Raw genomic sequence first — 11,133 nt, 5'->3', positions numbered from 1 at the left:
TCCGACGCTAGATTCCGCGCCGTCGGATACCGATATCCCGTACCACCCGATGTGAGGTACAGCTGGCTGTAGTGCTGCGGGCGGCGGCCACGGGGCAGACTTGGCGCCGTGTCGGGAACGCGAAGGGACGCTGCCCCAAGGAGGGTACGCAGAAAGGGCATCCTGTGACGTCGGGTCGACGGTGGGTGCAGGCGTGGCGTGGCGGGGCCTACCTCCTGAAATCACTGGCCACTGGGATCGCCACGCTGCTCGCGCTGCCGCTGCTGTGCCATCCGAGGCTCGCCCGGCGATGGGCGAATTGGCACCGTGACCGCGCCGGCCGACTGCTCGAGACGCCGTTGGCATCGCGTCCTGCCCTGCGCGCGACGGCACGCCGGGCATGGGCCGATCCGGCGACGCCCCGCGACCTGCTCTGGCTGCCGGTGAACGCCATCACCGCAGTGCCGCTCGGCCTGCTCGCGCTGCTGTGCGTCGGCAACCTCCTGACCGCCGCGGTCGCCACACCACTGTGGTGGGCGTTCGCACCGCAGGATCGACCACGGCTGTTCATCGATATTCCGGTGACCGGCTGGGCGACAGCCCTCACACTCGGTCCACTGCAGATCCTCCTGCTCACCGCGCTGGCGTACCTGGCCTTCGCGCCGATCGCTCGCGCACACGCCCGGATCTGCCTGGTAGTGCTGTCGCACTCGGCAGCCGAACAGCTCGCCGACCGGGTCGCCGTGTTGACCCGCACCCGGGCAGACGTGCTCGACGCACACGGCGCAGAGCTGCGCCGGATCGAGCGCGACCTGCACGACGGCACCCAGGCGCGGCTGGTGGCCATCGCGATGCGGCTGGCCGTGGCCCGGCGGGCACTGTCCAACAATCCACGAAACGAGCAGTTCCTGGAAGGACTTCTTCGGGACGCACACGAAGGAACCGAGGAGGCGATGACCGAACTCCGCGACGTGATCCGAACCGTCTACCCGCCGATCCTCGCCGACCGCGGCCTCACCGGTGCACTGACCGCAGTGACGGCTCGCTGCGGCGTGCCAACCCGGCTGGACATCGACAACCTCGAAACTGTACCGGCGGCCGTGGAGTCTATCGTCTACTTCGCCGTCGCCGAGGCACTCACCAACGTCGCCAAGCACAGCCAAGCGACTACGGCCGGCGTACGGGTGAGCCGCACGGCAGACCGGTTATCGGTGGTGATCACCGACAACGGCGCTGGCGGCGCCGACGATCGGCTGGGCACCGGCCTGGCCGGGATCCGTCGCCGGGTGCTCGCTCTCGACGGCACCGTCGACGTCGATAGTCCGGCCGGCGGGCCGACGACGATCACAATGGAGCTGCCGTGCGGGTTGTAATCGCCGAAGACAACGTGCTGCTGGCCACCGGACTGGAACTGCTGCTCAACAGCGTGGGGTTCGAGATCGCCGCCATCGCGGGCGACGCGACGGGCTTCCTCACCGCCGTGCGGGACCATCGGCCCGACGTCACCATCGTCGACGTCCGGCTGCCGCCGTCATTTCGCGACGAGGGCATCCGAGCCGCCCTGCAGGCCCGTCGAGAGCACCCTGGCCTGCCGGTCCTGGTGCTGTCGCAGTACGTCGAGCAGCAGTACGCCGCCGAACTCCTCTCCACCACCGGCGGCGGCGTCGGCTACCTCCTCAAGGATCGCGTCAGCCGGGTGGATGAGTTCGTCGACGCGCTGCGCCGAGTGGCCGCCGGTGGCACCGCCATGGACACCGAAGTCATCGCCCAACTCCTCACCAACCGCGGCGACCCGATCGCCGTCCTCACCCCTCGCGAACGCGAGGTACTCGCGCTGATGGCACAGGGACACGACAACAACACCATCGCTGACCGGCTTTTCATCACCGACAACGCCGTGCACAAGCACATCGGCAACATCTTCAACAAGCTCGGCCTCGCCGTCACCGACAGCGGCCACCGCCGCGTCCTCGCCGTTCTCACCTACCTCAACGGCGCGGGCCAGATCGGCGGCGACTGAGTACGCCGGTGACTCGCTCAACCGTTGCACTTGATCATCGCGCAGCGACGGGAAGCATCTATTCCGGGCAGCGACGCTTCGTGTTGCATCGCGGCTGCCAGCTCGCGTCCGATCTCCGCGCCGAGTAGCTCTCGGTACCCAAGTGTCCGGTAGTAGGGGCCGTTCCAGGGCACGTCGCGAAATGTCGTCAGGGTCGTCGCTGGCCGATCGTTGCGCCTGCCCCATGTCTCGAGGTGCGATATGAGCCGGCGGCCGATGCCCCGCCGAGCGTGAGTGGGAGCTACCGATACCTGCTCTATGTGGGCATTACCGTCCAGCGCCCTTGCCACGATGTAGCCGGCAATCTTCCCGTCTTCCTCGGCAACCCAGATCAGCCCTTGCTGCTGACTTCGACTCAGGGCCTGCTGATCGGGGACATGGTCGGCCACCTCTGACATGCCAACCGAGCGGAAGAGCTCGCCAGCCTGGACCTCAAGCAGGGCCAAGTCATCGAGCTCCGACTGTCTTGCCGAACGGATCAGCGGGGAAGCCACATCCTCACCTTTTCATAGAGGCAAGACGGCCTGTCATCGGCATGAACGCGCGGATCGCGGCAGATGCGGATGGCGGACGGGCAGAGATTCGGCTCTGCCAGTGGCCTACCGCGAGTCCCATCAATCGCGGAGCATATGCCACCGCCTTGCCGCGTCTCTGCGGGCGACCGCGCGCCGCGTACTTCCTTTGAGCGCTAGCGGAGCCGCAAGCCTGCGATGACGAGTCCGACCATGAGGCGCGCGTCGTAGCTAGGGTTGTCGGCGCCGATGCAGAGATTGCCGATGCCGTGCATCAGGACGAGGGCGTCCATGTCGGGGATGATCTCACCCGCCGTTGCGGCGGCGGCGAGCAGCTGGGCGCAGACGGGGACGAGGCGGTCGAGGAAGTAGGCGTGCAGCGTCTGGAAGGCGGCATCGTCGGACTGCATCGCCTCAGCCAGGCCGTGCTTGGTGACCAGGAAGTCGACGAAGAGGTCAATCCAGCTCGCCAGGGCGGCGTGCGGTGTGGCACTCTCCGCCAGCAGCGCCGGACCGGCCGCAGCGCACGCCTCGACCTGGTGCCGGTAGACCGCGACGATGAGATCAGCCCGCGTCGGGAAGTGGCGGTAGATGGTGCCGACGCCGACGCCGGCCTTGGCGGCGATGTCACGCACAGGCGCATCGACTCCGGAGGCGACGAACACCGCGGCGGCCGCCGCCAGCAGCGCCTCCTCGTTACGCCGGGCATCAGCCCGCTGCTTCCGCGGGGAACCCAATTCACCGCCCGTGCCGGCCACCGTTACCCCCGTCACATCCCTTGAAAATCGGAACCGTGTTCCGTATCGTTTTTAACGGAACCAAGTTCCGCATTGACAGCATGCCAGAACGGCAGGCCAATGCCAAGTCACGAAGGAACGACCATGCACGCAATGCCAGAGCCCACACCCGTCGTCTCGGTGCACCCCATCACGCTGCCGGCCCCCGATCGCGGCGACGATCTGCACGTACGGGTCTCCGCACCCACGACCGGCCACGAACTGCCCGTCATCGTCTTCTCGCACGGCTTCAGCCAGTCGGCGACCAACAACCGCCCTCTGGCCGACTTCTGGGCCTCCCACGGCTTCGTCGTCATCCAGCCCACCCACCTCGACTCGCGGACACTGAACCTCCCGCCCGACGACCCCCGCACACCGCTGATCTGGCGAATCCGTGTCGACGACTTGAAGCGCACCCTCGACCAGCTCGACCTGCTGGAGTCGTCCGTCCCCGGCCTTGCTGGACGCCTCGACCGCACCCGCATCACCGTGGCCGGGCACTCCTATGGCGCCCAGACGGCGAGCACGCTGCTGGGGGCGCGAGTCCTCGACGCCGACGGCCGCCCAGGAGAGGACATGTCCGACCCACGGATCAAGGCGGGCGTCCTGCTGGCCGTGACCGGCCGGGGCGGAGCCGACCTTTCCCCGTTCGCGGCCGAGCACTTCCCCTTCATGAGCCCGAGCTTCGCGGACATGACCACCCCGGCCCTCGTCGTCGCGGGCGACCAGGACGACTCCCCACTGTCAGTCCGCGGGCCGGACTGGTTCACCGACGCGTATCACCTGAGCCCGGGCAGCAAGAGCCTGCTCACCCTGTTCGGAGCAGAGCACTCGCTCGGCGGCATCTCCGACTACGAAGCCAAAGCGACGACGGACGAGAGCCCCGAGCGGGTTGCACTGATCCAGCGGCTCACGTGGGCCTACCTTCGCGACGCCCTCGGCCTCAAGGACTCCACCTGGCCGGCACCGGTCGAGAGCACCCTGGGCCGACTCGAATCCAAGTAAAGACAAGCGGACACCACGCGTACCCGAATGGTTGAACTCACATCTATTGATGGTTACGATCAGGATGAATGTGTTCACCTCTCCGTGTTCCGGGCGCGGCCGACACCACACCATGCGGGTGGTGCGGGTCCTCACGCCGCCGCACCCGGAACACGGAAAGGGCACACGGGAAGACGCTCCCTTCTCGCCGCCGCGCTGCTTGCACTCGGCCTCGTTGTCGCCCCACAGCACCGATCCCCAGCCGCAGGCGGCCACAGGCAAGGGCCGACAACCGGGGCCTCTAAATCTCGCCTGGTGGGGACATCCAACGGCGGTCCGGACGGGTCCGAAGCGTCGCTGGATCCGCTCCAGATAGCTCGCTTCTGCAGCGAGGTCGAAGACGGCAGCCCGCAGGCAGCTGAGGTCGTTCTACGCACTCTCATCGGCAAATCCGTGCGTTGAGGGCGACGTGGCCGTGTTTTGCGGTGGCCGACCAGGTCGCCGGCTGTTCAACTTACCGCTTGTCGGCGTACTCGTTGATGTGGCTGGCTGAATGGAACGGTGATCCGGAACTGTTCCGTTGAGGATCATCTTAGGTTCATGATCGACGGGGGAGGTGGGATCAGCGGGTGAGGCCTCGGAGCTTGTCCGGGTTGCCCTGCATGCGTACGCCGGTGATCCGCTCGCCGTCGAAGTCGAGGCAGATCGCCCCGGCCGGTTGCCCGTCGGCCAGGCCCAGGATGCCCGGCTCGCCGTTGATCTCGGTGATCACGAGCCGTGTGTTCTGCGTCTCCGGCTTGGCGAAGACCCCGAGCAGCCAGCGGGCGACGTTGTCGGCGCCTTCCAGCGGCCGGCGGGCCGCGGTCACCTTGCCACCGCCGTCCGACCAGCAGATCACCTCGGGCGCCAGGAGTTCCATCATCGCGTTCAGGTCGCCTCCGGCACAGGCCTTGCGGAACCGGTCCACTGCTTCTCGGCGTACGCCTTGGTCGACGTCGAAGCGAGGCCGGCGGGCCGCGACGTGCGCCCGCGCCCGGACCGCGGTCTGCCGCACCGCGACCTCGGACCTGTCCAGAATGGATGCGACCTCGGCGTGGTTGTAGCCGAAAACGTCGTGGAGCAGGAAGATCGCGCGTTCGGCGGGGGTGAGCGTCTCCAGGACGACGAGCATCGCCATCGAGATCGACTCGGCCACCTCGGCCTCCTGGCCCGCGTCGGGCGCGGTGAGCACCGGCTCGGGCAGCCACGGCCCGACATACGTCTCGCGGCGGGCGCGGGCCGAGGTGAGTTGGTTGAGCGAGAGGTTGGTGATGGTCTTGACCAGGTACGCCCGGGGGTTCGCGAGTTGGCCGCCGTCGACGTCGCGGCACCGCAGCCAGGCCTCCTGCAGGATGTCCTCGGCATCGGCGACGCTCCCCGTCATCCGGTACGCGACGTCGAAGAGCAGCCGCCGATGCTGAGCGAAGACCTGGCTATCGATCATGGGAACAGGCTAGACGTGACCGAGCGCCTGCGCCCGCAGCCCGTCCAGCACCGTCGCGTACGCGGGCTGCCACCCGAGCTCGCGGCGGGCCTTCTCGCTCGAGACTCGCATGGTGACGCCGAGCATCAGGTGCATGTAGGGCGCGACCGCCATCATCCACGTGGGCACGGTGAACGGCTTGGGTGTGCCGAAGGTCTCGGCGATCGCCCGGATCATCTCCCCGAAGCCCATGTGGTCATCGACGACGTTATACGCCTCACCGGGCCGGCCGCGATCGATCGCCGCGACGACGGCGGCGGCCGCGTCGGCCAGGTGCGTCCACGGCGAGATGTGACCGTGGTCGTTGAACGCCGGCAGTTGTCGCTTCCGCAGCATGTGCACCATCGTCTCGGTGCCCCCCGGCCCGTAGAAGAAGCCGAATCGCAGTGAGATCGCCTCCAGCCCCGACTCCCGGGGCAAGCGCTCCTTCTCCCGCATGCCCTCCAGGTGCCGGTTGATGTTCGGGTCCGTCACGGACGCCCCGAACTCGTCGGCCTCGGTCAAAACGCGGTCGCCGAAGTCGCGGTAGCCGTAGCCGACGGCGACGTTCTCGCCGATGAAGCGGCGTACGCCCGCAAGTTTGGCCGCCTCGATCAGGTTTGCGGTCCCGGTGACCCGCAGGTCGTCGGTGCCGAACATGCCCTTGTGCGTCATCGGCGGCTTGCGCAACGCGGTCGCGGCGTGCACCACGACGTCGGCCTTGATCCCCTCGAACGCCCGCAGCAGTCCGTCGCGGTCGAGCAGGTCGGCGCGGATCTCGTTGCCCTCGCCGCGGCCCACGCCTAGCACGGTGTGCCCGGCGTCGGTCAGCGCCTCGCGGATGTGCCGGCCGAAAACACCACTGGCTCCGGCCACGATCACACTCTGGTTCTTCATCTCCGTCATGGCCATGGGACAAGGCGGCCTTCCGATCCGTGACATACCCGGGCGTGACCCCGGTCACTCGAGTCCTCCACTCCGGGCCTTGAATTCCAACAGTGAGAGGATCTTGTGGCAGCTCGATAGTCGTCTCGGTGCCGAGTTGGCGATGCAGGCTTGAAAACGCCCACGGGAAAGCTGTGGCGACGCCTCAGTCGGTGCACCTCTCATCGGCATGATCGAGTGCACTGTCATCGGCATGTCCGAGCGTCGACCGCGCCGGTTCACCGTAACGCTGGGTAGCGCGCGGATCGCGGCAAGAGCGGATGCGGGTCCGGCATGCGCGGGGTGGAGCGCGCCCTGTCTGAAGCACGAGCGGGCGGCGGACCAGAAGAAGCGCGATACGAACCGGTGTGAGCAGTAGTTGACGGCGATCCGCTGCCGGGTTAACAGGCGGCGCTGCGGGACTACTGTTGCTCCGGATGACCCACGTCGAGATCGAGATCACCGCGGAGCTGGTCCGGGATCTGGTACGCGACCAGCACCCCGACCTCGCCGATCGCCCGGTTCGGTTAGGCGCACGTGGATGGGACAACCAACTGTGGCGGCTCGGTGACGACCTGGCCGTCCGGCTTCCCTGGGCGACCGGGTCCGCGGACGCACTGCTGCGCAAGGAGTACTCCTGGCTGCCCACGCTTGCCCCGCGCCTACCGCTGCCGATCCCCGTCCCGCAGCGATTCGGCGAGCCCTCCGCACGGTTCCCTCGGCCCTGGCTCATCACCACCTGGGTTCCGGGCACACCCGCCGACCGGATCCCCGTCACGCGTGCTGCAGACGCGGCCAAATCCTTGGCCACTTTCCTGACGGCTCTTCACCAACCCGCGCCCGGCGGCGCGCCCGCAGGCCGGGACCGCGGCGGGCCACTGGCCGACCGCGCCGAGGGATTCGCCAAGGGGCTCACCTCCGCCACCGAGCGAGGGCTGATCAACGACCCGGACGCCGTCCGCGCCGTCTGGCACGACGCGGTCACCGCGCCTCAATGGACGGGCCCGGCGCTATGGCTCCACGCCGACCTGCACCCGGCCAACGTCCTCACCGCCGGCGGCACCTTCTGCGGCGTGATCGACTTCGGCGACCTCTGCGCGGGCGACCCGGCATATGACCTCGCCGCCGTGTGGCTCCTGCTACCGGACGACACCACCGACCACTTCTACGCGGCCTACCAGTCGACCCCGGACACCGCCACCATGCGCCGTGCCCGAGGCTGGGCGATGGCACGCGCCCTCGGCGGCATCCTCATCGGCGACGCCGGCGTCCATGGCCGCCCCGGCGGCAAGCCCACCTGGGGCCCGCCCGCCCACGCCGCCCTGCAACGCCTCATCGCCACAATCCGCTGACCCGGCGATCGCCACTGCGTCCGACAGACGGCGTGATCAACCATCCGCACATCGGCATGACCGCGCACCGTGGCTGAGCACCTGAGCGCGGACAGCGGCAAATGAGGATGCTCGACCTCGAACAGGTCGAGCCGAAGGTCGGCCGGCTCGTCCCACCGAACCGGCGGGTAGCCACGCTCGTGAGTGCGCCGTCGGGCGCATGAACCCCGAGTGGAGAGGGGTGGGCACCGCACGGGCGGGGTGATCTCTGGTCATGTGGTGCCAGAGTGCGTACCGTGTCCGCGTGGCGGGGCTGCGGCCGGTTGTACGGCGATGGTTGATCGACCTCACCGTCGTTGCCGCAGTGCTGACCGTCGCGGAGATCGCGATCGTCACTGGCCGGGAGCCGCACGCCGTTCCCCGAGACTGGCTGGCGTACCTGCTCGGCGGGGCGATGGCCGTGCCGTTGCTGGCGCGGCGGCGGTTTCCGGTGGCGACCCTGTATGTCGTCGCTGCGGTGCTGTTCCTGTTCTACGCGCTGGGATACCCGGGCTTCCCGCCGTCGCTCGTGCTCGTGGTTCCGCTGTGCGACGCGCTGCTGGCCGGGCGCCTGTGGTGGGCAACGCCGGTGCCGGCGATGTTCCTCTCAATCGGCTTCCTGGTGTCGATTCGCGACGGCCTGCGTCCCCTCGAGGCGGTCGCGATGTTCCTGCCCCAGGTGGCGGTGGTGGCGGTGGCGATGCTGCTGGGCGCGTTGGTGCGGAGCCGGCGGGCATACGCGGCGGAGGTCCGGCGACGGCTGCAGTTGGCCGAGGAGGAACGGCGCCGCGACGCCGAACGGCAGGTCACCGCGGAACGGCTGCGCATCGCCCGGGAACTGCACGACACGGTGGCACACGCGATTGCCACCATCACCGTGCAGTCCGGCGCCGCGCTGCACCTCGTCGACCGGGAGCCGGAGCGGCTGCGGGAGGCGCTCACAGCGATCCGGCAGACCGGCAAGGCCGCCCTCGCGGAGATGCGGACGACGCTGGGCATGTTGCGAAGCGATGGTGCGCCACCGGTGGACGGTCGCGGCGCCGGCCTCGACCGGGTACCGAACCTGCTGGCCGCGGTGCGGGCCGCCGGCCTGGACGTCGGGTTCGACGGCGAGCCGGCGGATCACCGGCTGGCCGGACCGGTCGACCACGCGGCGTACCGGATCCTGCAAGAGTCGTTGACGAACGTGCTGCGTCACGCCGGGTCGTCGGCGCGTGCCCGGGTGCGCCTGGGCTGGGAGCCGGAGTGGCTCGACATCGAGGTGACCGACGACGGTGCCGGTGCCGACGCCCCGGCCACGAGCGGCGGGCACGGCCTGGCGGGCATGCGGGAACGCGTCGAGCGACTGGGCGGGCAGTTCGACGCCGGCCCCGGGCGTGAGGGCGGATTCCGCGTCCGGGCCCGCCTGCCCCGGCAGGCGGCGCGAGCGAGCGCGGATCCGGGAGGGATGGCGTGATACGGGTGCTCCTGGCCGACGACCAGGCGCTGGTACGGGCGGGTTTCCGGTCGCTGCTGGACAGCGCGGACGACATCGAGGTCGTCGGCGAGGCCACCAACGGCGGCCAGGCGATCGCGCTCACCCGCCAACTGCGGCCCGACGTCGTGCTCATGGACATCCAGATGCCCGACGTGGACGGGGTCACGGCGACTCGCCGGATCACCGACGACCGACACCTGTCCGCAGTCCGCGTGGTCGTGCTCACCACGTTCGCGCAGGAGGAGAATGTCTTCGCCGCGCTGCGCTCTGGCGCGAGCGGGTTCCTGGTCAAGGACATCGAGCCCGACGAGCTGCTGCAGGCGGTACGGGTGATCGCCCGCGGTGACGCGCTGCTGTCGCCCGCCGTCACCCGGATGGTGATCGCCCGGTCGGCCGGTGTGGCCCAGCCGCAGGCCAGGCCGCGACCGGAGTCACTGGAGTTGGCGCTGTTGACCACCCGGGAGCGGGAGGTGGTCCGGCTGGTCGCGGAAGGCATGTCCAATGACGACATCGCCGACCACCTGGTGGTGAGCCCGTTGACGGCCAAGACCCACGTGTCCCGGGCGATGGTCAAGGTGGGCGCACGCGACCGGGCCCAGCTGGTGGTGTTCGCGTATCAGAGCGGGCTGGTCACGCCGGACGGGTACTCCCCTGGGAGTACGGCCGCGCGGTAGCGGCGCCAGCACGACGCCTTCCTCGCGAGGACGCACCGGCGCGCCGGGGCCGGGAGCATCACGGGCATGACTGACGCTCTGAATCTCAAGACCGGCGGCGTCTGCGCCGTCCTCGGCGCCGTGGCGTTCACCACGGCCCGCCTTCTGCACGGCGACACACCGGCGGCCCACGCCGAGGCGGCGCTGCACTTCGTCGCCTCCCGGCCAACATACGCGGCGGTCCACCTCTTCGCCGTCTTCGCCGCCGTGCTGGCGCTGGCCGGACTGATCGCACTGGTGGTCTCGCTGACCCGGCCGGCGGCGTCGCTGATGGGCCGCGCCGGGATGGCGAGCGCGCTGGTCGGGCTGGCCGTGTTCGCCGTCGAGAGCACCAGCGAGGGCCTGGCGCTGCCGGAACTGGCCCACGCCGCCGCGCACGCCGCTCCTGACGAGCGCGCCGACCTGATCCGGGCCGCGCATGCGGTGGCCGCGGCCACACACGGCCCCTCACTGATCGCGATGGCGTTGCTGTACGGCGTCGCGCTGGCACTGATCGGGCTGGCGATGGTCCTGGACGACTACCCCTCCTGGCTCGGCTGGGCCGGCACGGCCGTCGGGACCGTCACAGTGGTAGCCGCGAGTGGCCTGTTCCTGTCGCCGGCGCTCTTTCCCGGCGCGCTGCTCTACGGCGTCCTCGCCTCCATCCTCGCGCAGGCATGGTTGCTGGCGACCGGGCTCACGATGCTGCGCCGGGCGGCCAGTCCCGCGAGCGCCCCGCGCGGAGCGTCAGGAGGATGACCTGCCTAAGGGATGTCTCGTAACCCTGGCGTCTGTCTGTTGAGGACGATCGGGCAGGATGCCGGGGGTGCAGGTGATCACGGCAGTTAGCCCGGAGTGG

The 11,133-nt window shown here is 69.3% G+C and carries 11 protein-coding genes; 7 read left to right on the top strand and 4 right to left on the bottom strand.

The window, feature by feature from the left end; translation table 11 throughout:
• Nucleotides 1-164 precede the first annotated feature (164 nt).
• Complete coding sequence (locus tag ACWD5O_RS28615) at nt 165-1,352, top strand: histidine kinase (RefSeq protein ID WP_450087168.1); 1,188 nt, start codon at nt 165-167, stop codon at nt 1,350-1,352.
• The gene (locus ACWD5O_RS28610) at nt 1,340-1,999 is read left to right on the top strand and encodes a LuxR C-terminal-related transcriptional regulator (RefSeq protein WP_450087167.1); all 660 of its coding nucleotides are present in this window, start codon (nt 1,340-1,342) and stop codon (nt 1,997-1,999) included. Before ACWD5O_RS28615 ends, ACWD5O_RS28610 begins: the two co-directional genes overlap by 13 nt.
• 17 nt (nt 2,000-2,016) lie before the next feature.
• Here ACWD5O_RS28610 and ACWD5O_RS28605 read toward each other — a convergent pair whose 3' ends face one another.
• Nucleotides 2,017-2,532: a GNAT family N-acetyltransferase gene (locus ACWD5O_RS28605; RefSeq protein WP_449940786.1), complete on the bottom strand. Its 516-nt coding sequence runs from the start codon at nt 2,530-2,532 to the stop codon at nt 2,017-2,019.
• A 194-nt stretch (nt 2,533-2,726) separates the two neighbouring features.
• The gene (locus tag ACWD5O_RS28600; RefSeq protein ID WP_450087166.1) at nt 2,727-3,308 is read right to left on the bottom strand and encodes a TetR/AcrR family transcriptional regulator; all 582 of its coding nucleotides are present in this window, start codon (nt 3,306-3,308) and stop codon (nt 2,727-2,729) included.
• A 123-nt stretch (nt 3,309-3,431) separates the two neighbouring features.
• Between ACWD5O_RS28600 and ACWD5O_RS28595 the strand changes: the two genes are divergently transcribed.
• Complete coding sequence (locus ACWD5O_RS28595) at nt 3,432-4,331, top strand: alpha/beta hydrolase family protein (protein WP_450006198.1); 900 nt, start codon at nt 3,432-3,434, stop codon at nt 4,329-4,331.
• A gap of 601 nt (nt 4,332-4,932) precedes the next feature.
• Here the strand turns inward: ACWD5O_RS28595 and ACWD5O_RS28590 are convergent.
• Nucleotides 4,933-5,793 carry an RNA polymerase sigma-70 factor gene (locus ACWD5O_RS28590; RefSeq protein ID WP_450087165.1) on the bottom strand — a complete coding sequence of 287 codons (861 nt, stop codon included), beginning with the start codon at nt 5,791-5,793 and terminating at the stop codon, nt 4,933-4,935.
• 9 nt (nt 5,794-5,802) lie between these two features.
• Nucleotides 5,803-6,723 carry an NAD-dependent epimerase/dehydratase family protein gene (locus ACWD5O_RS28585; protein WP_354968617.1) on the bottom strand — a complete coding sequence of 307 codons (921 nt, stop codon included), beginning with the start codon at nt 6,721-6,723 and terminating at the stop codon, nt 5,803-5,805.
• A gap of 449 nt (nt 6,724-7,172) precedes the next feature.
• Between ACWD5O_RS28585 and ACWD5O_RS28580 the strand changes: the two genes are divergently transcribed.
• The 4 genes from ACWD5O_RS28580 (at nt 7,173) to ACWD5O_RS28565 (ending at nt 11,033) form a co-directional block, all read left to right on the top strand.
• A complete protein-coding gene (locus tag ACWD5O_RS28580) occupies nt 7,173-8,087 on the top strand; it encodes an aminoglycoside phosphotransferase family protein (protein ID WP_450087164.1) in 915 nt (304 codons plus the stop codon).
• Between the two features lie 283 nt (nt 8,088-8,370).
• Nucleotides 8,371-9,561 carry a sensor histidine kinase gene (locus tag ACWD5O_RS28575; protein ID WP_450087163.1) on the top strand — a complete coding sequence of 397 codons (1,191 nt, stop codon included), beginning with the start codon at nt 8,371-8,373 and terminating at the stop codon, nt 9,559-9,561.
• A complete protein-coding gene (locus tag ACWD5O_RS28570) occupies nt 9,558-10,256 on the top strand; it encodes a response regulator (protein WP_450087162.1) in 699 nt (232 codons plus the stop codon). The genes ACWD5O_RS28575 and ACWD5O_RS28570 overlap by 4 nt, the downstream gene beginning before the upstream one ends.
• Before the next feature lie 66 nt (nt 10,257-10,322).
• Entirely contained in the window at nt 10,323-11,033 is a 711-nt protein-coding gene (locus ACWD5O_RS28565; RefSeq protein ID WP_450087161.1) for a hypothetical protein, read from the top strand.
• Nucleotides 11,034-11,133: the final 100 nt, after the last annotated feature.

Source organism: Micromonospora sp. NPDC005161 (assembly GCF_053599855.1).
This window is presented reverse-complemented; position numbering and strand designations above follow the sequence as displayed.

Bases quoted from the DNA above. Each gene is read 5' to 3' on its own strand.
- ACWD5O_RS28565 (WP_450087161.1), top strand. From the start codon at position 10,323: ATGACTGACGCTCTGAATCTCAAGACCGGCGGCGTCTGCGCCGTCCTC.
- ACWD5O_RS28595 (WP_450006198.1), top strand. From the start codon at position 3,432: ATGCACGCAATGCCAGAGCCCACACCCGTCGTCTCGGTGCACCCCATC.
- ACWD5O_RS28590 (WP_450087165.1), bottom strand. From the start codon at position 5,793: ATGATCGATAGCCAGGTCTTCGCTCAGCATCGGCGGCTGCTCTTCGAC.
- ACWD5O_RS28585 (WP_354968617.1), bottom strand. From the start codon at position 6,723: ATGGCCATGACGGAGATGAAGAACCAGAGTGTGATCGTGGCCGGAGCC.
- ACWD5O_RS28580 (WP_450087164.1), top strand. From the start codon at position 7,173: ATGACCCACGTCGAGATCGAGATCACCGCGGAGCTGGTCCGGGATCTG.